22 protein-coding genes are annotated in these 20573 nt (G+C 66.4%); 14 read left to right on the top strand and 8 right to left on the bottom strand.

Going from position 1 to position 20573, the window contains the following annotated elements; translation table 11 throughout:
• The first annotated feature begins 15 nt into the window (after positions 1 to 15).
• From LRQ07_RS08725 to LRQ07_RS08700, 6 genes are all read left to right on the top strand, one after another.
• Positions 16 to 1692, top strand: coding sequence for a DUF885 domain-containing protein (locus tag LRQ07_RS08725; RefSeq protein ID WP_256536410.1), 1677 nt, complete (start codon positions 16 to 18; stop codon positions 1690 to 1692).
• Between the two features lie 54 nt (positions 1693 to 1746).
• Positions 1747 to 2781 (top strand): LLM class flavin-dependent oxidoreductase, encoded by a 1035-nt coding sequence (locus tag LRQ07_RS08720; protein WP_256536409.1) that lies wholly within the window; start codon positions 1747 to 1749, stop codon positions 2779 to 2781.
• Positions 2782 to 2828: 47 nt separating this feature from the next.
• Complete coding sequence (locus LRQ07_RS08715; protein ID WP_256536408.1) at positions 2829 to 4181, top strand: MFS transporter; 1353 nt, start codon at positions 2829 to 2831, stop codon at positions 4179 to 4181.
• 35 nt (positions 4182 to 4216) lie between these two features.
• Positions 4217 to 4972: an SGNH/GDSL hydrolase family protein gene (locus LRQ07_RS08710; protein WP_256536407.1), complete on the top strand. Its 756-nt coding sequence runs from the start codon at positions 4217 to 4219 to the stop codon at positions 4970 to 4972.
• A 19-nt stretch (positions 4973 to 4991) separates the two neighbouring features.
• Positions 4992 to 5738 carry a formylglycine-generating enzyme family protein gene (locus tag LRQ07_RS08705; RefSeq protein WP_256536406.1) on the top strand — a complete coding sequence of 249 codons (747 nt, stop codon included), beginning with the start codon at positions 4992 to 4994 and terminating at the stop codon, positions 5736 to 5738.
• 89 nt (positions 5739 to 5827) lie between these two features.
• The gene (locus LRQ07_RS08700; RefSeq protein WP_256536405.1) at positions 5828 to 6640 is read left to right on the top strand and encodes an arginase family protein; all 813 of its coding nucleotides are present in this window, start codon (positions 5828 to 5830) and stop codon (positions 6638 to 6640) included.
• Between the two features lie 7 nt (positions 6641 to 6647).
• Here the strand turns inward: LRQ07_RS08700 and LRQ07_RS08695 are convergent, their stop codons facing one another.
• A complete protein-coding gene (locus LRQ07_RS08695) occupies positions 6648 to 7973 on the bottom strand; it encodes an MFS transporter (RefSeq protein ID WP_256536404.1) in 1326 nt (441 codons plus the stop codon).
• A 76-nt stretch (positions 7974 to 8049) separates the two neighbouring features.
• On the opposite strand from LRQ07_RS08695, the gene LRQ07_RS08690 reads away from it, so the two are divergent.
• Positions 8050 to 8418 carry a VOC family protein gene (locus LRQ07_RS08690; protein WP_256536403.1) on the top strand — a complete coding sequence of 123 codons (369 nt, stop codon included), beginning with the start codon at positions 8050 to 8052 and terminating at the stop codon, positions 8416 to 8418.
• Between the two features lie 62 nt (positions 8419 to 8480).
• On the opposite strand, the gene LRQ07_RS08685 is transcribed toward LRQ07_RS08690, so the two are convergent.
• Both LRQ07_RS08685 and LRQ07_RS08680 read right to left on the bottom strand, forming a co-directional pair.
• Positions 8481 to 8903 (bottom strand): DUF1801 domain-containing protein, encoded by a 423-nt coding sequence (locus LRQ07_RS08685; RefSeq protein WP_256536402.1) that lies wholly within the window; start codon positions 8901 to 8903, stop codon positions 8481 to 8483.
• A gap of 9 nt (positions 8904 to 8912) precedes the next feature.
• The gene (locus LRQ07_RS08680) at positions 8913 to 9506 is read right to left on the bottom strand and encodes a zeta toxin family protein (RefSeq protein WP_256536401.1); all 594 of its coding nucleotides are present in this window, start codon (positions 9504 to 9506) and stop codon (positions 8913 to 8915) included.
• 346 nt (positions 9507 to 9852) lie between these two features.
• Here LRQ07_RS08680 and LRQ07_RS08675 point away from each other — a divergent pair, with 346 nt between their 5' ends.
• Together LRQ07_RS08675 and LRQ07_RS08670 are read left to right on the top strand one after the other, a co-directional pair.
• Positions 9853 to 10308 carry a hypothetical protein gene (locus LRQ07_RS08675; RefSeq protein WP_256536400.1) on the top strand — a complete coding sequence of 152 codons (456 nt, stop codon included), beginning with the start codon at positions 9853 to 9855 and terminating at the stop codon, positions 10306 to 10308.
• Between the two features lie 219 nt (positions 10309 to 10527).
• The gene (locus LRQ07_RS08670) at positions 10528 to 11373 is read left to right on the top strand and encodes a class I SAM-dependent methyltransferase (protein ID WP_256536399.1); all 846 of its coding nucleotides are present in this window, start codon (positions 10528 to 10530) and stop codon (positions 11371 to 11373) included.
• 51 nt (positions 11374 to 11424) lie between these two features.
• On the opposite strand, the gene LRQ07_RS08665 is transcribed toward LRQ07_RS08670, so the two are convergent.
• The 3 genes from LRQ07_RS08665 to LRQ07_RS08655 are packed head-to-tail and all read right to left on the bottom strand — an operon-like array spanning position 11425 to position 14623.
• Positions 11425 to 13779, bottom strand: coding sequence for an ATP-binding cassette domain-containing protein (locus LRQ07_RS08665; RefSeq protein ID WP_256536398.1), 2355 nt, complete (start codon positions 13777 to 13779; stop codon positions 11425 to 11427).
• A gap of 29 nt (positions 13780 to 13808) precedes the next feature.
• Positions 13809 to 14219, bottom strand: coding sequence for a VOC family protein (locus LRQ07_RS08660; RefSeq protein WP_131491019.1), 411 nt, complete (start codon positions 14217 to 14219; stop codon positions 13809 to 13811).
• 5 nt (positions 14220 to 14224) lie between these two features.
• Positions 14225 to 14623 (bottom strand): helix-turn-helix transcriptional regulator, encoded by a 399-nt coding sequence (locus LRQ07_RS08655; protein ID WP_256536428.1) that lies wholly within the window; start codon positions 14621 to 14623, stop codon positions 14225 to 14227.
• 183 nt (positions 14624 to 14806) lie between these two features.
• Here LRQ07_RS08655 and LRQ07_RS08650 point away from each other — a divergent pair, with 183 nt between their 5' ends.
• Positions 14807 to 15403, top strand: coding sequence for an HdeD family acid-resistance protein (locus LRQ07_RS08650; RefSeq protein ID WP_047519592.1), 597 nt, complete (start codon positions 14807 to 14809; stop codon positions 15401 to 15403).
• A 67-nt stretch (positions 15404 to 15470) separates the two neighbouring features.
• On the opposite strand, the gene LRQ07_RS08645 is transcribed toward LRQ07_RS08650, so the two are convergent.
• Positions 15471 to 16235, bottom strand: coding sequence for an SDR family oxidoreductase (locus tag LRQ07_RS08645; protein ID WP_047519594.1), 765 nt, complete (start codon positions 16233 to 16235; stop codon positions 15471 to 15473).
• 122 nt (positions 16236 to 16357) lie between these two features.
• On the opposite strand from LRQ07_RS08645, the gene LRQ07_RS08640 reads away from it, so the two are divergent.
• From LRQ07_RS08640 to LRQ07_RS08625, 4 genes are all read left to right on the top strand, one after another.
• The gene (locus LRQ07_RS08640; RefSeq protein WP_232761857.1) at positions 16358 to 16831 is read left to right on the top strand and encodes an NfeD family protein; all 474 of its coding nucleotides are present in this window, start codon (positions 16358 to 16360) and stop codon (positions 16829 to 16831) included.
• Between the two features lie 8 nt (positions 16832 to 16839).
• Entirely contained in the window at positions 16840 to 17769 is a 930-nt protein-coding gene (locus tag LRQ07_RS08635; RefSeq protein WP_052193254.1) for an SPFH domain-containing protein, read from the top strand.
• Positions 17766 to 18542: a glycerophosphodiester phosphodiesterase family protein gene (locus tag LRQ07_RS08630; RefSeq protein ID WP_256536397.1), complete on the top strand. Its 777-nt coding sequence runs from the start codon at positions 17766 to 17768 to the stop codon at positions 18540 to 18542. Before LRQ07_RS08635 ends, LRQ07_RS08630 begins: the two co-directional genes overlap by 4 nt.
• 124 nt (positions 18543 to 18666) lie before the next feature.
• Entirely contained in the window at positions 18667 to 19050 is a 384-nt protein-coding gene (locus LRQ07_RS08625; protein WP_047519600.1) for an RNA polymerase-binding protein RbpA, read from the top strand.
• On the opposite strand, the gene lnt is transcribed toward LRQ07_RS08625, so the two are convergent.
• Complete coding sequence (gene lnt / locus LRQ07_RS08620) at positions 19047 to 20570, bottom strand: apolipoprotein N-acyltransferase (protein ID WP_256536396.1); 1524 nt, start codon at positions 20568 to 20570, stop codon at positions 19047 to 19049. The two genes, LRQ07_RS08625 and lnt, sit on opposite strands and share 4 nt — an antisense overlap.
• Positions 20571 to 20573: the final 3 nt, after the last annotated feature.

Raw genomic sequence — 20573 nt, 5'->3', positions numbered from 1 at the left:
GCTAGGCTGGCAGTTATGACTTCAGCTCCCCGCACCCCTTCCGCCATCGACGCCGTCGCCGATGAATGGGTCGACACGATCGCGGTTCTGGCACCCACTCTCGGCACCTACATCGGGCGCGACGAGGTGAACGACCGCTTCGGCGACCTGAGCCCCGCCGGGCATGAGGAGATCGCTGCGGCGACGCGTGCGACGTTGGACAAGCTCTCCGCGCTCGAGCCCGTGGACGCGATCGACGAGGTGACGAAGACCGACCTCGGTGCCGAGCTCCGGCTCGACCTCGAGCTGCACGACGCGAAGTGGCACCTGCGCGATCTCAACGTGATCGCTTCTGCCGCACAGGATGTGCGCGCGGCGTTCGACCTGATGCCCACGGCGACGGTGCAGGACTGGGACGTGATCGCGACCCGCCTCGCCGCGGTGCCCGATGCCCTTCGCGGCTACGTCGAGACCCTCAGGACGGGTATCGCTGAAGGCATCGTGCCGGCGCGCAGGCAGGTGACCGAGGTGGCGACGCAGGTCGACCGCTACACCGCCGATGACGGCTTCTTCGCCGCATTCGTCGCGAACGCGGACCCCGAGGAGGGGCAGCTGCCCGCGTCTCTCGCCCGCACTCTCGCCGACAATTCGGCCTCGGCCCGTGTCGCCTATGACGAGCTGCGCCGTTTCCTCGCGGAGGAGCTCGCTCCTGCCGCAGGCGACGACGACGCGGTGGGTCGTGATCTCTATGCGCTCAACTCGCGTCGCTTCCTCGGGGCGACCATCGATCTCGACGAAACCTACGAGTGGGGGCGTGAGGAACTCGCGCGCATGGTCGAGGAGCAGACCGCGATCGCGAACGAGATCCTCCCCGGTGCGTCCGTCGAGGAAGCGGTCGCCCACCTGGAAGCCGACCCCGCGCGCAAGCTCGTCGGCACCGACGCTCTCCAGAAGTGGATGCAGGAGACGAGCGACCGCGCCGTCGCTGAACTCGGTGTCTCGCATTTCGACATCCCCGAAGCCATTCGCACGCTCGAGTGCATGATCGCCCCCACGCAGGAGGGCGGGATCTACTACACCGGCCCGACCGACGACTTCTCACGTCCCGGTCGTATGTGGTGGTCCGTCCCCGAGGGCGTCACGGAGTTCGACACGTGGCGGGAGCTCACCACGGTCTTCCATGAGGGCGTCCCGGGTCACCATCTGCAGATCGCTCAGGCGGTGTACAACCGGGCCGAGCTCAACTCCTGGCGTCGGCTGCTCGCGGGAACCTCGGGTCATGCCGAGGGCTGGGCTCTGTACGCGGAGCGTCTGATGGAGCAGCTCGGCTACCTGGACGACCCCGCCGACCGGCTCGGCATGCTCGACGGACAGCGGATGCGGGCCGCCCGCGTCGTCCTCGACATCGGTGTGCACCTGGGCAAGCCGCGTCTCGACGGCACCGGAGTGTGGGACGCGGATTATGCACTCGACTTCATGCGCCAGAACGTGAACATGTCGGATCAGTTCGTGCAGTTCGAGGTGAACCGCTACCTCGGCTGGCCGGGACAGGCGCCGTCGTACAAGGTCGGCCAGCGCATCTGGGAGCAGGTGCGCGACGGAGTCCGTGCCGCCGAGGGAGATGCCTTCTCGTTCAAGGACTTCCACAAGAAGGCGCTCGACCTGGGCGGCGTCGGCCTCGACACGCTGCGCAGCGCTCTGCTTCCGCGCTGACGGGAATGGGATCCGGTCGATGAATGTTCATTCACCTGAATAGAGAGGGATGACATGGGCATCGAATTCGGACTGGACACCTTCGGCGACATCACGAGGGACGCGGGCGGGAAGCTCCTGACCGGGGCGCAGACGATCCGCAACGTCGTGGAGCAGGCTGAACTCGCAGACACGGTCGGTGTGGACTTCTTCGGGGTGGGGGAGCACCACCGCGAAGAGTTCGCGGTGTCCGCGCCGGAGATGGTGCTCGCCGCTATCGCTGCGCGCACCGAACACATCCGCCTCGGCACGGCGGTGACGGTGCTGTCTTCGGATGATCCGGTCCGCGTGTTCGAGCGCTTCTCGACCTTGGACGCCCTCTCGAACGGCCGAGCCGAGGTCGTCCTCGGCCGCGGCTCCTTCATCGAGTCCTTTCCGCTCTTCGGCTACGACCTGCGGGACTACGACGCGCTGTTCGAGCAGAAGCTCGAGCTGTTCGTCGAACTCCTCAAGGAAGAGCCCGTGACATGGTCGGGTACCATGCGCGCCTCGCTGGAGAATGCGAACGTGTTCCCCAAGACCGAGAAGGGTCTTCGTACCTGGGTGGGGGTGGGTGGCAGCCCGGAGTCCGTCGTACGGGTCGCGCGTCACGGTCTGGGTCTGATGCTCGCCATCATCGGGGGGCCGGCGGCACGGTTCAAGCCCTTCGTCGATCTGTACCACCGCTCTGTCGCGTCTTTCGGAACCACCTCGCACCCTGTCTCGGTGCATTCGCCCGGCCACATCGCCGAGACGGATGCGGAAGCCTGGGACGCGGCCTACTCCGGGTTCGAAGCGATGAACAACACCATCGGCCGGGAGCGCGGCTGGCCGGCGTACAGTCGCGCGCGCTTCCAGAATGACGTCGGACCGGAAGGCGCGATCTACGCGGGTTCACCGGACCGTGTCGCCGCGAAGATCGCAGACACGATCACGATGCTCGGTCTCGGGCGGTTCGACCTGAAGTACGCCACCGGCACCCTGTCGCATGAGTCGATGATGCGCAGCATCGAGCTGTACGGGACCGAAGTGATCCCGCGCGTGAAGCGGATCCTCGACGCGCAGGACTGACGACATCACGCGCAGGACGTCAGGCGCTCGGCTCTACGATGAAGAACATGGCCAACTCCGCCCTGCCGGGCCGCTCATCGCTGGCTGAGCGCCTGGACGTCCTGCCGTTCACACGTCGACACCTCCGCCTGCTGACAGGGTCCGGGGTCGGTTGGGCGCTGGACGCGATGGATGTCGGCCTCATCTCGTTCATCCTCGCCGCGCTCACGCAGCAGTGGGGGCTGACGAAAGGCGAGGCCGGCTGGATCGCCTCGGTCGGATTCATCGGCATGGCAGTCGGGGCCACACTCGGCGGGCTCCTCGCCGATCGTTTCGGCCGGCGGCAGGTCTTCGCCCTCACGCTGCTCGTGTACGGCATCGCGACCGGTGCCAGCGCCTTGGTGGGAGGACTGGTGGCGCTCCTGGTCCTGCGGTTCCTGGTGGGACTCGGCCTCGGCGCAGAGCTCCCGGTGGCGTCGACCTATGTGAGCGAGTTCGCACCCGCGCGGATCCGTGGCCGCCTGATCGTGGTGCTGGAGGCCTTCTGGGCGCTCGGATGGACCGCCGCCGCGGTGATCGGCTTCCTGGTCATCCCGGCTTCGGACGACGGCTGGCGCTGGGCGTTCGCGCTGGGCGCGATCCCCGCGGCGTACGCACTCTTCGTACGTTGGCGCATGCCGGAGTCACCTCGCTGGCTCGCCTCACGAGGACGCATCGCGGAGGCAGACCGCATCGTGTCGGCGTTCGAGACCGATGCCGGTGTGGAAGTCGCACCCGCGATCCGGAAGGAACCCGCCTCCCGTGCGATCGCGGTCACGGCGAGAGCGCGGCTGGCGACACTCTGGAACCCGGAGTTCCGGCTGCGCACCCTGTGCCTGTGGGTGGTGTGGCTCGGGGTGAACTTCGCCTACTACGGAGCGTTCATCTGGATCCCGAGCATCCTCGTCGACGCCGGGTTCGATCTGGTGCGTTCATTCGGTTTCACGTTGATCATCACGTTGGCGCAGCTTCCGGGCTATGCCGTCGCCGCGTGGTTGATCGAGGTGTGGGGGCGCCGTGTGACGCTGTCGGTGTTCCTTCTCGGCTCGGCGGTCGCCGCCGTGATCTTCGGCACCGCGACGACAGAGGGTGCGATCATCGCGGCGGGCATGGCGCTGTCGTTCTTCAACCTCGGTGCGTGGGGTGCGCTCTACGCCGTGACGCCCGAGATCTATCCGACGTCGCTGCGGGGGACAGGAGCGGGCTGGGCTGCCGGAGTGGGCCGTATCGCGTCGATCGTGGCTCCGCTGTCCGTTCCCGTGCTGCTGGTCGCCGGGGGAGCGCCGCTGCTGTTCGCGGTCTTCGGGGCATGCTTCCTCGGAGCTGCCGCCGCCGCCTGGGGGCTCGTCGATCGACGCGGGCGAGCGCTCGACGATCGCTGATCCCTGGTGTCGTCGACCCGCAATAAGCTGGGACGATGGCAGATGTGCGGTTCGTGGCGATCGGCGACTCCTTCACAGAGGGGGTCGGTGACGTCCTTCCGGATGGGCGGGAGCGCGGTTGGGCGGACCTCGCAGCTCAAGGATGGGCCGATGCGGCCGGACACCCGATCCAGTATGCGAACCTCGCGATCCGGGGCAAGCTGGCTTGGCCGATCGTGGAGCAGCAGTTGGAACCAGCGCTCGCGCTGCGCCCGACCCACCTCTCCTTCAACGGCGGTGGCAACGACATGCTGCGACCGCGCACCGACGTCGAGCACATCGCCGACGCCTTCAGCCGGGTGCTGCGTCGCTGCGACGAGGAGGGCGTGACCATGATCCTGCTCTCCGGTGCGAACCCGAGCGGGCAGCTGCCGATGGGTTCCCTCGTCCAGCGCAGGGGAGACCTGCTCTCCGAGGCGGTGCTCCGACGCATCGAAGGACGCCCCGACGTCATCCGGGCGCTCAACTGGCCCGATCGCGAACTCTCTCGCGGCGCGTACTGGGCCGACGATCGTCTGCACATGAACGCGGCCGGCCATCACCGTGTCGCTGCCAGGGTGCTCCACGCGCTCGGGTTCGAGCCTCCGGAGACCTGGTGGGCGCCGAGCGATCGCATGGGTGCAGGACCATCGGGCCTCGCGTACTACCGAGAGTTCGTCGGGCCCTGGGTGCGCCGACGAGTGACGCGCACCTCGTCGGGCGACGGTCGTGCGGCGAAATACCCGGCCTGGGTCGAACGGGTCCCGTCGTGATGCCGCGGAGTGACGCGGAGTGACCGACATCGAGCTCGCGCGAATCCCCGCCGGGGTCGTGACGCTCCGCGATGCGCGACGCGGCGAGCAGCGTGAGGTGACGCTTGAGCCATACGAGATCGGCGTGTACCCGGTGACCGAGGCGCAGCTCACCGAGGTACTGGGCATTCCGATGCGCCACCCGCGACGCCCCGCAGCCGACCTGAGCTGGTTGCGCGCCGTCCACTTCTGCAACGCCGCCTCCGAGTGGGAAGGGTTGGACCGGGTCTATCTGTTCGAGGGCGAGGAGGTCGCCTGGGACACGACGGCCGACGGCTACCGACTGCCCACCGAGGCGGAATGGGAGTTCGCGTGTCGCGCGGGGTCGACCGGGCCGCACTATGCGCCTCTTGCCGACGCGGCGTGGACGAGCACGGACGGCGTCTCGTCTCCGCAAGATGTCGGGGGGAAGCTCCCGAACCTCCACGGTCTCTTCGACACCCTCGGCAACGTATGGGAGTGGTGCTGGGACCTCCTGGATCCTGCCCGCTACGACGACTACCGGGTGTTCCGCGGGGGCGGATTCGCTGACGATGCGTGGAGTGTCCGCGCCTCCGTCCGCCGAGGGGGAGCGCCGCGGATGCATCACGAAGACGTCGGCCTCCGGCTTGCTCGAGGAGCGTTCAACACGCTCGAACAGGCACAGGGGTGGTCAGCCCGAGCCGACCGCGAGCGTGCTGTGCAGGACGGGCCGCTTCCGTCGGGTTGGACGCCGCGTCGACGGTGACGTCTCTCTCGCAGTCTCCGGAGTCCGCAGAGGGAAGTCTCGCCGTCCGACGGTTTGGCGGGGAGCAGCACGGGTGGAAAGCTGTTTCCATGGCATCGGAATACTCGCTCATCGTCTCCCAGGGCCGCGTCGCCGATCGTACCGATGGGGCGCTCGCGGGCGCACGACGCGTGGGTGAAGCGGTGTCGTCACTTCTCGCTGTCGACCCGCTGATCATCGGCACGCCGACACCGAGCGAGATCGATGATTGGTCCGTCGCACTTCCCGAAGCGGAGACGACGTTGAGAGGGCTGCGCACCGCGGTGAGCGACGCCATCGCGGATGGCACGACGCCTCTCCTGATCACCAACACCTGCGCGGCGAGCCTCGGCACGTTGCCGACGGCGGCCGCGCATCACCCCGAGGCCGTCGTGCTCTGGATCGACGCGCACGGCGACTTCAACACACCCGATACGACCGATTCCGGGTATCTGGGAGGTATGGTCCTGGCCGCTGCGTGTGGGCTCTGGGACAGCGGACACGGGGCGGGCCTCGATCCGAGACAGGTGGTGGTGGTCGGTGGCCGGGACATCGACACCGCTGAGCAGCAGCTGCTCGCCGATGCCGGCGTCACCGTCATCCCCCCGTCGGAGAGCACGCCCGAGCGCGTCCTCGAGTCGGTCGCGGGTCGCCCGGTGTGGATCCACGTCGATTGGGACGTCCTCGAGCCTGGCTACATCCCTGCCGCGTACCGCGTCGGGGGAGGACTGCTGCCTCACCAGATCGCCGCGATCTTCGCTGCGCTACCGCCGGACTCCGTGCGGGGGATCGAGCTCGCGGAGTTCGAAGCAGGCGATGCGGAGGTGCCGGAGCGCGTCAGCGTGGAGTTGATCGTGGAGACACTCCAGCACCTGCTCCGCTGAGCGTCCCTCAGCGCCGACGTTCCGGATCGAGGCCGATGCGGATCCGAGTGCGTTTGCGTTCGATCAGGATGAAGGTCACCCCGAGGATCCACAGCGGGATGGGCATGAGGAAGGCGATCCTGAAGGCCTCCAACGAATAAGTCTCGGGGGTCCCCGCGCCCTGCAGGTCGAGCGCGAGTCCGATGAGGAAGATCGCGATCAATGCGGCGATGAAGCCTCCCGCGTTCGTGACACCGGTCGCGGTGCTCAGACGATGACTCGGGTTGTGCGTCCGAGCGTGGTCGAAGGCGATCATCGAAGCGGGGCCGCCGGTGGCGAGAGCGATCGCCAGCACGTAGAGGAGCCAGATCGGCGCCGCTTCGGGGAGAGCGATGACAGCGATCCACGCTGCCATCTGCACTCCGACGGCGGGGAGCACGAGCGCGAGCGAGCGGTGATTCGGGTGTCGGCGGGAGAGGTCGCCGATGATCGGCCCGAGAAACATTCCCGCAACGACATATACGGAGATGATGCCCGCCGCGTGCGCTGTGTCGAGACCCTCGCCGGCTGTGAGGAACGGCATTCCCCACAGCAGCACGAAAGCAGTACCCGCAAAGGGAGTGGTGAAGTGCGACCAGAAGGCGAGCCTGGTGCCGGGATGAGCCCACGCCGCGCGTATGCCGACACCGGTATCTATCGCAGACGTGACGACGCGGACCACACCCGTATCCGTGTTGACGGTGACGTCCGCGCCCTGCTCCGGGGGATGGTTGCGGATGACCAGCGCCACGAGGATCGCGAACAGCAGACCGAGTCCCGCGATGCTTCCGAACGTGATGCTCCAGGTCGTCGCGTGGAGCAGCGCTGCAAGCGGGACCAGCGCGATCAGCTGGCCGGCCTGGCCGATGATTCCGGTGAACTGCACCATCAGCGGTCCACGCTGCGCGGGGAACCAGGTCGCGACGAGTCGAAGCACGGCGGGGAAGATCGCAGCGTCGCCGGCGCCGAGCAGCACACGCGCGCAGATCGCGATCCCGATGTTCGGAGACAGCGCCATCGTCAGCTGACCAGCCGCCATGAGCAGCATGCCGACCGTCATGATCGGTCGTGATCCGAAGCGATCGAGGAGCACCCCGACAGGAATCTGCATTCCGCCGTAGACGGCGAGCTGCACCACGGCGAACATTGCCAGCGTCGACGCATCCGCCTGGAACCGGTCCGCCGCTTCGACGCCGACCGCGCCGAGGGAGGTGCGATTCGTGATGGCGAGGACGTAGGCCGCGACACCGACCGACCAGATGATCCATGCGCGCAACCCCGGCGTCGACACGGGGGAGGGGGAGACCGGCGGCACGCCTCAACGCTACTCCTCTCCCACCGGGCTTCAGTGCCCGCGGAGCGTTGTCGGTGACGGTGGCTACGGTGGCGTCATGACAGGTTCATCTCTGCACCACTCACTCGACTACATCGAGCTCGTCGTCACCGATCTGGAGAAGTCCAAGGACTTCTTCCGTGAGGCGTTCGGTTGGGGCTTCCACGACTACGGCCCCGGATACGCAGGGATTGTTTCACCGCGTGACGACGGCAATGAATCCGGTGGGCTGATGCTCGCGGATGAGCCGCGGCCGGTCGGCGGTCCTCTCGTGCTCCTCTACTCCGAAGACCTCGACGCCACGCAAGCTGTGATCGAGAAGGCCGGCGGCACGATCCTCCAGGCGCCGTACGAGTTCCCCGGTGGACGACGCCTCCACTTCGCAGACCCGACGGGCAACGAGCTCGGCGTCTGGTCCACACAGTAGGAGTCCCGCCGGGGCTCTCATCTCACCGCGACCCAGGCGCTACGAGGCGTTACGCGGACGTGCTATCCGGGGAGTTCGAGCTCCCGCGCCTTTTGGAGCAACGAGCGGAACTCCGCGAGGTCAAGGTCGTCGACCGACCGGAAGGTGATCGCCGCAGCGCCGACCTTGACCTTCCCGAGCTGATGAGCGCGCGCACGCACGAGGTACTCGCCGTTCTCAGCCGCGTTCACGTAGACCGACAAGTGGCTCTTCTGCTCCGCGAGCCCCACGAGGAACCAGTCGACGCTCCCGCCCCGAGGGCGGGGCTGAGCGATCGTGCCGTAGCCCACGATCGCTTGATCCGTGCCGCCCCACATCTTGCCTCGCCACAGCACACGGTCCACCCCAGGCAGTGCTTCACGGATGATCTCGTCCAAGCGCACGAGTTCATCGGCGCGTGACGCCGCCACCAGGAACCCATACACATCATCTTTCACTCTGTCCACGATCGGAGCCTATCGCCGAGGTTCATTCGTCGATGCCGACTTCGGACTAGGCGCTCTCGCCTGTCGGGCGGTGCGGACCCCTATGCCTGAGGTTCTGCAGGATCGATGACACCAGCTCGTCGGTCGACACCTCGCGGCCCACTCGCGTCTCTTCGAACCAGGGGAGGGGCTGCCATCCGTCGTACCATGCGCGGAGCTCGTCCTCTCCGAAGGCGGTCGCGAGCGGTCTTCCCGCATGACGCCGAATCGTCTCGTCGAGGCCGACGTCGAACTGGTAGATGAGCGTGGTTCCGAGGTGATCGAGATGCAAACGTTCGAGGACGTCGGAATAGTCGCGGAGATTGAGACCCGATCGAGGATGACGTCATATCCGAAGTCCAACGCCTGTCTGGCTGCACCGATGTTCAGCGTGCTCGCGTCCCGGGATAGCCGGCGCCGATCGGGGTCGTGCAGCACCTCGCGGCGAAAGTGATCCTGAGAGATGAGAGCCACCCGACGACCGTGGAGAACCTGCCGCAGTGCCGTCGCCGTCGTCGTCTTGCCTGACGCGGCATCGCCGCGCAGGATGACGAGACACGTGGAGTCACTGCCGGCGGAAGTCATCGAACCTATCCTCGCAGTTCCTGCCGCAGCGAGAGGAGGAGAGACCTGATCGAGACTGCTGGCGATCCTGTGTCGCCGCTTTCCAACAGCTCGTAGTCACTTGGTGGCGTTTCGATGACGTCGTGCAACGCGGAGGCGGCTCGGTGGGCGCCCCGGTTCGGGAGGATCGGGAGCGTCCGCAGCCCCAGCAGCAACGCGGTGCGACGGGGAGCGCGAGGGTGATGGGCGGCTTCTCCACCTCCGCGGGGCGAACTCGTAAGATCGAGACGTGAGCACAAACGGGGCGGCGAACGTGTCAACCGCTGGCGATGAGGGCACTTCGCGGCCGGAGATCGACCTTCGGAGATTGACGATCGCTCAGTTCTTTGTGGGTGGGTTCGTCTTGTTCGTAGCGGCGGTGATCGTGGGGACCGGCATGATCGCCTCAGGGGCCGGCGGCAACGAGTATGACGGAGCGATGTCACTCATCGGAATCGTCTTCAGTGGCGTGTTGGTCGCCGTACCATCGATGGTCCTCGCAATGGTCATCGGACTGCCGATTCGACTCCTTCCGGCGCTTCGGTCTCGGTGGCTCGCGAACGGCGCGATCACGGTGGCCGGTGCGGTCGTTGGATTCATCGCTCTAATCGGAATCACCGCGGCGCTGGCCGTGAGCCCGGGGGAGGGCGGCGCGTCCGCAGCCGCGGTACTTTGGGGACTTTTGGCCATTGCTTGGGGCGTGTTCGCCCTCTCCGTTGCGCATTTCGTGTGGCCGGTCCAATGGCTACGAGGCAGGGTGAAGGCCAGCCCCTACGAGACTTAGAGGCGGTTCACGCCGAGCGGCTTCCGCTGGCTGTCGTGTGTCTCCCCATTTGAATGCTGCGGGAGCGACGGGCGTCAGGGGATGAGGGCCAGTCGTTGGGACTGATTCAGGGCCGGGATGGTTTGCGCTTAGCGGGGTGAGTGCCAGAGTTCGCGCTGACATAATGTGCATTATCGGATATCGCTCGAACTAGAGCGGGGTGCTCGATAGGCTCGCTGCGTGAACGGGAACAGCGTCGACGTCGACTGGGAATCTGCGCGGCTGGCGAACCAGGAGAACTGGGAAGATCGCGTGCCTGTGCACGAAGAAGCGTACGGTCTCGACGCGTTCGACGACCCGGCTCATCTCAGCGACGTCGTGCGCGACGATCTGGTCGCGATGAAGTCATTCCTTCCGTCGGGTTCGCTCTCCGGGCTCGACCTGTGCCATCTGCAGTGTCACATCGGCACCGACACGGTCTCGCTGGCTCGCGCGGGCGCCACGGTCACCGGTGTCGACTTCTCGCCGTCCGCGCTCCGTGCTGCCGCCCAACTCGCTGCGCGCCTTGGTATCGATGCCACCTGGGTGGAGACCGACGTTCTCGATGCGCGTGCCGCAGTCGACGGCGACTTCGATGTCGTCTACACGAGCATCGGGACGATCACCTGGCTCAGCGATCTGGACCGCTGGGCCGCCCAGATCGTGGCCCTGCTGCGCCCGGGCGGCATGTTTTTCATCCGTGACGGCCACCCCGCCCTCTACGCACTCGATGAGAACGCTGTAGAGCTCACCACACGCTATTCCTACTTCGCGACCGGGCATGCGCAGCAGTGGGACGACGACAGCACCTACGTCGGTGAGGGGCGCCTCGCTCACACGCGCACGTACGAGTGGCCGCACCCCTTGTCCGAGATCCTCGGTGCTCTGCTGCGCGCTGGTCTCCGACTCATCCACTTCGACGAAGGCCGAACCCTGCCGTGGCGCTTCAGTGACCGCATGGTAGAGGTTCCCGGCGGCTATGCCTGGCCCGATGCAGAGCGCGACAAGCTGCCGTGCACCTACACGATCATCGCTCGCCGGGACTGAGACCGCGACAAAGCGGGGCGCAACGCCGGGCGGACTGTCCCCCTGCCCGACTCACGCTCCGACGTACTCCGCGAGGTGCTCCCCCGTGAGCGTCGACTTTTGGGATACCAAATCTCTCGGCGTTCCTTCGAAGACGATCTTCCCGCCGTCATGACCGGCCCCCGGGCCGATATCGATGATCCAGTCCGCGTGCGCCATGACCGCTTGATGGTGTTCGATCACGATCACGGTCTTCCCCGCGTCGACGAGTCGATCCAGCAGGCCCAGGATCTTGTCGACATCCGCGAGGTGCAAACCTGTCGTGGGCTCGTCGAGCACGTAGACGTCGCCCTTCTCCCCCATCTGGATCGCGAGCTTGAGACGCTGGCGTTCGCCGCCTGACAGCGTCGACAGCGGTTGCCCGAGCGACAGATATCCGAGTCCCACGTCTTCCATGCGACCGAGGATTGCCGCTGCGGCGGGTAGCTTCGCCTCGCCGTCGCCGAAGAAGAGCCGGGCCTCGGCGACCGGCAGATCGAGGACCTCGGTGATGTCCTTGCCCGCGAGCTTGTACTCCAGCACGCCCGCCTGGAAGCGCTTACCTCCGCAGTCCTCGCACGGCGTCTCGATCGTGTCCATGAAACCGAGTTCGGTGATGATGACGCCCGCCCCCTTGCATGACGGACACGCGCCTTCCGAGTTCGCGCTGAACAGCGCCGGCTTCACGCCGTTCGCTTTCGCGAACGCCTTCCGGATCGGTTCGAGGAGCCCTGTGTAGGTGGCAGGGTTGCTGCGGCGGGACCCCTTGATGGCGGCCTGGTCGATCGCGACGACGCCATCCTGATTGGACACCGATCCATGGATGAGTGAGCTCTTGCCCGACCCGGCGACACCGGTCACGACGGTGAGGACTCCGGTAGGGATATCGACATCGACGTCCTGCAGATTGTTGGCCGATGCGCCGCGTACTTCGATCGTTCCCGACCCCGTTCGCACCTCGTCCTTCAACGTCGCGCGGTCTTCGAGATGATCTCCGGTCTTCGTTCCGCTCGCTTTCAGCCCCTCGACCGAGCCCTCGTAGCAGATCTCTCCGCCCGCGCTGCCGGCTCCCGGCCCCAGATCCACGACGTGATCGCCGATCGCGATGGTCTCAGGCTTGTGCTCGACGACGAGAACGGTGTTCCCCTTGTCGCGCAGTTGCAGCAGCAGGCCGTTCATCCGCTGGATGTCGTGCGGGTGCAGGCCGATCGTCGGCTCGTCGAACACGTAAGTGATGTCCGTGAGCGAAGAGCCGAGGTGCCGCAGCATCTTGATGCGTTGCGCCTCTCCCCCGGACAGCGTGCCCGACGGCCGCTCGAGGCTGAGGTATCCCAGTCCCAGCGTGACGAATGCGTCCAGGTTGGCGCTGAGCGCCTGCAACAGCGGTCCGGCGCCGGGAAGATCGAGGCCGCGCACCCACTCAGCCAGGTCGGTCACCTGCATTCGGCACGCATCCGCGATGCTGACGCCCTCGATCTTCGAAGAGCGCGCACCTTCAGTGAGCCGCGTGCCGTCGCACTCCGGGCAGACAGCGAAGGTGGCGACGCGTTCGACGAAGGCTCGGATGTGCGGCTGGAGTGCGTCGAGATCCTTCGAGAGCATCGCTTTGGTGATCTTGGGGATCAGACCTTCGTAGGTCATGTTGATCCCCGAGATCTTCACCTTCGTGACCTCGCCGTAGAGGAACAGATGCCGCTGCTTGTCCGTGAACTCCGAGATCGGTTTGTCGGACGGATAGAACCCCGACTGGGAGAAGCCCTTCACCATCCACCCGTCGGCGGTGTAGCCGGGGACCATGATGGCGCCCTCATCGAGCGACTTGGACTCGTCGACGATCTGCGTGAGATCGAGGTCCGACACCGCTCCCCTCCCCTCGCAACGCGGACACATGCCGCCCAGATAGATCGCATCCTTCACGATCTTCTTCTCGCCGCCGGGACCGGTCATGACGCCGCTGGCCTTCTGCGTCGGGATGTTGAAAGAGAAGGCCGTCGGTCCGCCGATGTAGGGCTGCCCGAGCTTGCTGAACAGGATGCGCAGCAGCGCGTTGGCATCGGTGACCGTTCCGACGGTCGAGCGCGGATTCGCGCCGAGTCGCTCCTGATCGACGATGATCGCCGTGGTCAGCCCCTCCAGGACGTCGACGTCGGGACGCGGCACCGACGGCATGAATCCCTGCACGAAAGCGCTGTACGTCTCATCGATCATCCGGCGGGATTCCGCGGCGATCGTGTCGAAGACGAGGGAGCTCTTGCCTGAACCCGATACGCCGGTGAACACGGTGAGACGTCGCTTCGGGATCTCTACGCTGACATCCTTCAGATTGTTCTCGCGCGCGCCCTGAACGCGGATCAGGTCGTGGGTGTCGGCGGGGTGCTCGGTGGTCATCAGCGTCCTTCGTCGATTCGGTGGAGGGTTCAGGCGGCCTGGTTGATACGGAGCAGGTTGCCTGCCGGATCCCGGAAAGCACAGTCGCGGACGCCGTAAGGCTGGTCCATGGGTTCCTGCACGACGTCGGCCCCTCGTTCGACGAGCCGTTCGAAGAGCCCGTCGAGGTCGTCGCTCGCGAGGGTGAGCGCGGCGTAGCTGCCCTTGGCGATCAGCTCGAGGATCGTCTGCCGCTCGGCGTCGGTGATGCCGGGGTCGGTTGCCGGTGGGTGAAGCACGATCGATGTCTCGGGCTGTCCCTCCGGTCCGACCGTGAGCCAGCGGAGACCGTCGTACCCGACGTCGTTGCGCACCTCGAAGCCGAGCGCATCTCGGTAGAACCCGAGCGCAGCTTCGGCGTCGGTGTGAGGCAGGAAGGCGTAGTGGATGCTGATGTTCATGGTTTTCACGTTAGATGGGCATCGATGCGGGGTGCTTCTTGATTCCTGATCGGTCGTGTGACCTGCTTGGCCTGGAACGAGGGAATCCCTTCGACGTGCGCTGCTCGTTCACGGTACACGCGGGGTGAGACACCGACCAGCTCGGTGAACCGGGTGCTGAACGTGCCGAGCGATGAGCAGCCGACTTCGAAGTAGACCTCGGTGACCGTGAGGTCGCCACGGCGCAGGAGTGCCATCGCCCGCTCGATCCGTCTCGTCATCAGGTACGAGTACGGCGATTCGCCGTATGCGTCCCGGAAGCACCGACTCAGGTGCCCCGCCGACATGTGCACACCCAGGGCCAGCGCCTCGACATCCAGCGGCCGGGCATACTCGCGATCGATGCGATCCCGCCCTCTTCGCATCACTGTGAGCTCGCGCAAGCGCGCATCATCCGGACCCGTCACGAAGTCGATAGTGTCATGACGCCGGGTGTCCTGGTGTGACGGAATGAAACGCGAACGGCGACTCCTCCCCATTCGGGGCTGTGAGGGCGCTACCCTGAGGAAGCATCCTCACAGGATTTTCTCAGAAAGGGGTCCCCAACCATGTCTGAACCACTCACCGAGGCGAAGTCACTGTTCAAATCGATTCGCATCTCGCTCGCCGTCGCCGGTGTTCTCGCGCTCGTCGCCGGAATCGTCCTCCTCGTCTGGCCGGTGAAGTCCGCGGTCATCGTGACGGCGATCTTCGCCTCCTACCTGGTCGTCGCCGGACTCGTCTACATCGGGCTGGGCATCTTCTCGAGCGCCAAGGGCGGATGGGCCCGCGTGGGGCACATCGTCCTCGGACTGCTCTACGTCGCGGCCGGCATCATCGCGTTCTTCAACTTGAATGCAGCTGCGGCCACGCTCGCGTTCGTGGTCGTGATCTTCATCGGCATCAGCTGGATCGTCGATGGCGTCGTGGCCCTGACGCTTCTGGGCAGCGATGGCTCGCGCGTCTGGACCGTTCTCTACGCACTCCTGAGCATCGTCGCCGGAATCATCGTCCTGTTCTCGCCGCTGATCGCCGGCTTCGCATTCTGGCTGCTGCTCGGCATCTCCCTGATCGTTCTCGGCATCATCCAGATCGTGCGTGCTTTCACGCTCGGCAAGGACGAGAAGGAGTATGTGGCCGCCGTTCAGGGAGACACGGCCAGCTGATCTCCCCCTCGAACAGAACGGCCCCGTCCTGCATCCAGCAGGACGGGGCCGTTCCGTAGGTCGGAGGTCACTCCGCGGCGAACGCGCTCACATCGCCGACCAGGCGTGTGTTGTCAGCCGGCACAGGATCGACCGTGGCCTTGGCCACCTCGGCAGCGAACTCGGAGACGTTGTAGAGCTTGCCTGCCGACTCCCGCCGCTCGGCGATCGCGCCGGGGTTCGCCCGCTCCAACAGGGTCGCAGTGATCGTTCCCTCGATCATGTCTCCGGAGACGACCGTGAAGCCGATCCCCTTCTCGGCAAGGCTCGGGATGAGCTCACGAAGCGCGTCTTCCCCGGCGCGCTTCGACAGCGCGACCGGCTCGTACTCCGGCATCGTGGGCGTGGTGCGGATGAAGTGGGCCTGGTGGCTGGTGACGAAGACCACCCGTGCACCGTCTCCGAGCAGCGGCGTCGCAGCCTCGAGCACGTTCAGCTGTGCGTCACGGTTCAACGTGAGCGCGTAGTCCTCCGCCATCCCCGACTCCATGCCACCGGACGCGTTGAGCACCAGCACGTCGAGGCGTCCGTACTCAGCGCGGACCGCCTCGAACATCTCGGCGACCGAGGCCGGATCTGTGAGATCCGCGCCGACGACCAGCGCGCGGCGACCGAGCTCGCGCAGCTGCGTGGCGAGCTTCTCTGCTCGCGGCGCCTTGTTGCGGTAGTTGATGACCACATCGGCGCCAGCCTCCGCGAGGTAGCGCACGGTGTCGGCGCCGATCCCGCGTGATGAACCGGTGACAAGCGCGACCTTGCCTTCGAGGGATCCTGCGGGAAGAACGTCGGTCACGGTGACTCCTCATGATGCGTGAAAAAGCCGTGATCGCACGGCCCTCTCACACTATCAAGCGCGCGCCGGGGCACCCGGATGGGCGGGCCTCCGCGTGGTACGTTGACCAGAAAGGAGGCCGCATGGACAACTTCACGACATTCGTCACGTTCATCGACCAATGGGCGTGGATCGGCTGGCTGGTCCTGATCGCCGTCTTCCTCGTCATCGAGATGCTCTCGCTGGACTTCACGTTCCTCATGCTCGCCTTCGGCAGCGTCGTCGGTCTCGTGACCGATCTGCTGGGTGTGCCCGTGTGGGTGCAGGTGATCATCGCAGCGGCCGCTGCGGCGGTCTTCATCCTGTTCCTCCGGCCCCCGTTGCTTAAGCGTCTGCACCGCGGGGAGGATCCGACGAAATCGAACGTCGATGCCCTTCTCGACCTGCGCGGTGTGGCCCTGAGTGAGATCACCCAGATCTCCGGGCAAGTGAAGCTCGCGAACGGCGACACCTGGACCGCGCGGACTTCGACCTCCGTTCCGATTCCCTCGGGGGCGCCGATCGCCGTGAGCGTGATCAACGGCGCCACCGCCATCGTCCGACCCGTCAACGACTAGGAGTTCCCGTGGACGACGCATCGTTCATCCCCGCAGCGATCGGATGGATCCTCGCCATCGCCGTGATCATCTTCGTGGTGGTCACCGTCGCACGGGCCATCCGCATCATTCCGCAGGCGACTGCCGGCGTGGTCGAGCGCCTCGGGCGCTACCACAAGACCCTCACTCCAGGTCTGAACATCCTGGTCCCCTTCATCGACCGTCTTCGTCCGCTCATCGACATGCGCGAGCAGGTCGTCTCGTTCCCGCCGCAACCGGTGATCACCGAGGACAACCTCGTCGTCTCGATCGACACCGTCGTGTACTTCCAGGTCACGGATGCCCGCGCCGCCACCTACGAGATCGCGAACTACCTCGGTGCCGTCGAGCAGCTGACCACCACTACCCTGCGTAACGTCGTGGGTGGGCTCAACCTCGAAGAGGCACTCACCAGTCGCGACAACATCAACGGCCAGCTGCGCGTCGTGCTGGACGAGGCGACGGGCAAGTGGGGCATCCGTGTCGGACGCGTCGAGCTGAAAGCGATCGACCCGCCCATCTCGATCCAGGACTCCATGGAGAAGCAGATGCGCGCCGAGCGTGACCGTCGCGCGGCGATCCTCACCGCCGAGGGCACCAAGCAGTCGGCGATCCTCGAAGCGGAGGGCTCCCGTCAAGCCGAGATCCTCCGGGCAGAGGGCGACAAGCAGGCTGCGGTGCTCCGTGCCCAGGGTGAAGCCGAAGCGATCCAGAACGTCTTCAGCGCCATTCATCAGGGTGCGCCGGACGACAAGCTGCTCGCCTACCAGTACCTGCAGATGCTGCCGAAGATCAGCGAAGGCCAGTCCAACAAGCTGTGGATCATCCCGAGCGAACTCACCGAGGCGCTCAAGGGCATCGGCAGCGCATTCACGCCGAAGCCGGGCCAGGGCCCGACCAACACACTGCCGGGCGCGTGACGCACCCGTACTTCTCGAAGGCACGGCATCCCCGAGTCCTCGCCCACCGCGGTCTGATCACCGCGGCCGGCGAGGACTCGGGCGTCTGGGAGAACTCGGCCGCAGCCATCGCCGCCGCCCATGCCGCCGGCGCCGAGTACGTCGAGACCGACTGCCAGGTGACCGCTGACGGTGACGTCGTGCTGTTCCACGATTCGACACTCGATCGCCTCCTGGGCGACAAGCGAGCCGTACGCGACGTTCGCACGCGCGAACTGCGCGAGATGTTCGCCGACCATGGCGGGTTGCTCACCGTCTCGGAGGCGCTCGATTCGTTCCCCGAAGTCCGTTTCAACGTCGACGTGAAGACGTCCGCCGCTGTCGAGCCACTTGGGCCGATCCTCGCCGACCACGCTCACCGCGTGCTGGTGACGAGCTTCTCTGACTCGAATCGCCGTGGCACGGTCGCGTCCGTGCTGAAGGCGGGCGCCGCGCTCCGACCGGCCACCTCCGGGGGGAGCCGCACCATCGCCGCTCTCCGAGCACTCTCCGCACTGCACCTCTCCCCCGGTCGTGTGCTCGAAGACATCGATGCGCTTCAGATCCCGGAGCGCCACGGGAAGCTGACCGTACTCACCCCGGCCCTGCTCCGCACCGCCCGCCGCCGCGGCGTCGAGATCCACGTCTGGACCGTGAACGACCCCGTCGACATGCTCCGACTCGTTACGGCCGGAGTGGACGGCATCGTGTCCGACCATGCCGACGTCGCACTGGCCACGCTCTCTGCGAAGTAGTCGCCGACGCGCCCCATAACCTCCGGCGCTGGGATTCGGCTGTGAATTCCGCCGCGAAGTCGCCCGCGTGGATGAAGCGCACAGGCTGGAGCGTTATACCTGACAGCGACGAGAGGACCACAAAATGGCAGATCGCAGCCTGCGCGGCATCCGGCTCGGCGCCCAGAGCCTACAGAGCGAAGAGGGCGTCGTTTTCATGGAGCGCCGCGAAACGACCTACACCTGTGACACGTGCGGACACGTCACGAACCTGATGTTCGCAGCGGACGCCGAGCCGCCCCAGACGTGGGAGTGCCGTGCGTGCGGCGCGGAAGCCCGTCTGAACGTCGACGGCGAGGCCGTGACGCTCGAAGCAAGCGATGAGAAGGCCGCACGCACCCACTGGGACATGCTGATGGAGCGCCGCACGCGAGCGGAGCTCGAGGAGCTCCTGGAAGAGCGCCTCGCCTTCATCCGCGCCCGTCGCGGTGCAGGAGAAGACCCGACGCGGGAGAAGATCGGGGCTTAACGCCCCCTGGCGCGCCACCACCCGAAGAGGAGCGCGCCGACACCGCCCCAGAGCAGCAGCTGCTGGATCACGGGGCCCAGGAGCACACCCGCTGTGAGGCCGGTACGAAGTTCGACATCGTCGAGCATCGCACCGGCCTCTCCTGCGTCGAGGCTCGTGACGGTCGAACCGTCCGCGCGGATGACCTGGCTGGTGCCGACCGTCGACACGTTCACGACACTGCGACCGGTCTCGATCGCTCGCATCCGTGCGAACGCGAGCTGCTGGAGGTTCTCGTCGGTGCCGCGGAAGTCCGCGTTGTTGGTCTGGAACACCAGGACCTCGGCACCGTCGTTCAGGCCTTCCCAAATGACGTCGTCATAGATGACGTCGAAGCAGATGGCCAGGCCGATCGTGACGCCGTCCACGTCGACGACCGGCGGGTTGGATCCCGGCGTGTACTCCCGTTGGATCAGACCGATCAGATCGGGCGCCAGCGCGTTGAAGAAGGGACGATCCGGAACGTACTCGCCGAACGGGACCGGATGTCTCTTGTCGTGCAGCTGCGTAGCCGTGCCGTCGGCCGTCCAGAGCATCGACGTGTTGAAGTAGACGTCGTCACGCCCCGTCGCCGCGTTGGCGAGCAGAGGCGCATCGATGCGGTTCGAGACGAGCGTCATCCGCCGGGCGATCGCGTCGTTCTGGAACGGATCGGCGTCCAAGGACCCTTCCGGCCACACGAGCAGGTCGACGTTTTCTCCGTACAGAGGTGCGGTGGCGTCCGTCTGCGCCTGGATCACGGAGAACGCTTCGCGCTCATCGAAGTATCCCGTCGGGCCGTTCCCCTGCACCGCCGCGATCCGCATCGAGCCCGAGGGCGAGGTCGGGAAGAGCGGGGTGAACAGCAGCACGAGGATGACCACGGCCGGTGCCGACAATCGGAGGGGCCACCGCCACAGGCGCAGCCGCACCACCTCCACCAGCATCGCGACCAGCAGCACCATCAGGAAGCTGAGTCCGCTGACCCCGAGCCAGGAGGACACGGGGGCGAGCGGGCTCTCGGCCTGGCTCATGCCGAGCCGGGCCCATGGGAAGCCGCCGTAGGGCCAGGAGCCGACGAAGAGCTCCCTGCCGACCCAGAGAGCGGCCACCACAGCCGGAAGCCCCAGGAGGCGCCCTGCGGCACCGGGGAAGGCACGAGGCAGCCACCGGTAGGCCAGAGCGATCGGAATGAGGGCGAACGCGGTGAGTCCGCCTTCGACGACACTGAGCGCACCCCAGGGGATCGGACCGAGGTAGCGCGACGTCCACGACACCATGAGCGCGAAGAAGAGAACTCCGTACACGAGTCCGACGAGCAGGGCGCCCCCGAAGCGACGGCCGATCAGCGCGACGAGCAGAAGCCCCACAGCGGGGAAAGCGAGAACCCAGACGGCTGCCTCCGGATACGCCAGGTCCATGAGGGCGGCGGCGACGCCCGCGGTGAGGACGGCCGCCCAGAGCGGGAGAAGGGCGCGCTGCGGAGCGGGGCGTTCGGGCATCGT

The organism is Microbacterium sp. J1-1 (assembly GCF_024498615.1).
Lineage (GTDB): Bacteria > Actinomycetota > Actinomycetes > Actinomycetales > Microbacteriaceae > Microbacterium > Microbacterium aurugineum.
Note: the sequence above shows the minus strand (reverse complement) of the source record. Positions and strands in the feature narration are given on the sequence as shown.

Bases quoted from the DNA above. Each gene is read 5' to 3' on its own strand.
- LRQ07_RS08725 (WP_256536410.1), top strand. From the start codon at position 16: ATGACTTCAGCTCCCCGCACCCCTTCCGCCATCGACGCCGTCGCCGAT.
- LRQ07_RS08720 (WP_256536409.1), top strand. From the start codon at position 1,747: ATGGGCATCGAATTCGGACTGGACACCTTCGGCGACATCACGAGGGAC.
- LRQ07_RS08715 (WP_256536408.1), top strand. From the start codon at position 2,829: ATGGCCAACTCCGCCCTGCCGGGCCGCTCATCGCTGGCTGAGCGCCTG.
- LRQ07_RS08710 (WP_256536407.1), top strand. From the start codon at position 4,217: ATGGCAGATGTGCGGTTCGTGGCGATCGGCGACTCCTTCACAGAGGGG.
- LRQ07_RS08700 (WP_256536405.1), top strand. From the start codon at position 5,828: ATGGCATCGGAATACTCGCTCATCGTCTCCCAGGGCCGCGTCGCCGAT.
- LRQ07_RS08690 (WP_256536403.1), top strand. From the start codon at position 8,050: ATGACAGGTTCATCTCTGCACCACTCACTCGACTACATCGAGCTCGTC.
- LRQ07_RS08680 (WP_256536401.1), bottom strand. From the start codon at position 9,506: ATGACTTCCGCCGGCAGTGACTCCACGTGTCTCGTCATCCTGCGCGGC.
- LRQ07_RS08665 (WP_256536398.1), bottom strand. From the start codon at position 13,779: ATGACCACCGAGCACCCCGCCGACACCCACGACCTGATCCGCGTTCAG.
- LRQ07_RS08660 (WP_131491019.1), bottom strand. From the start codon at position 14,219: ATGAACATCAGCATCCACTACGCCTTCCTGCCTCACACCGACGCCGAA.
- LRQ07_RS08655 (WP_256536428.1), bottom strand. From the start codon at position 14,623: ATGCGAAGAGGGCGGGATCGCATCGATCGCGAGTATGCCCGGCCGCTG.
- LRQ07_RS08650 (WP_047519592.1), top strand. From the start codon at position 14,807: ATGTCTGAACCACTCACCGAGGCGAAGTCACTGTTCAAATCGATTCGC.
- LRQ07_RS08640 (WP_232761857.1), top strand. From the start codon at position 16,358: ATGGACAACTTCACGACATTCGTCACGTTCATCGACCAATGGGCGTGG.
- LRQ07_RS08625 (WP_047519600.1), top strand. From the start codon at position 18,667: ATGGCAGATCGCAGCCTGCGCGGCATCCGGCTCGGCGCCCAGAGCCTA.
- lnt (WP_256536396.1), bottom strand. From the start codon at position 20,570: ATGCCCGAACGCCCCGCTCCGCAGCGCGCCCTTCTCCCGCTCTGGGCG.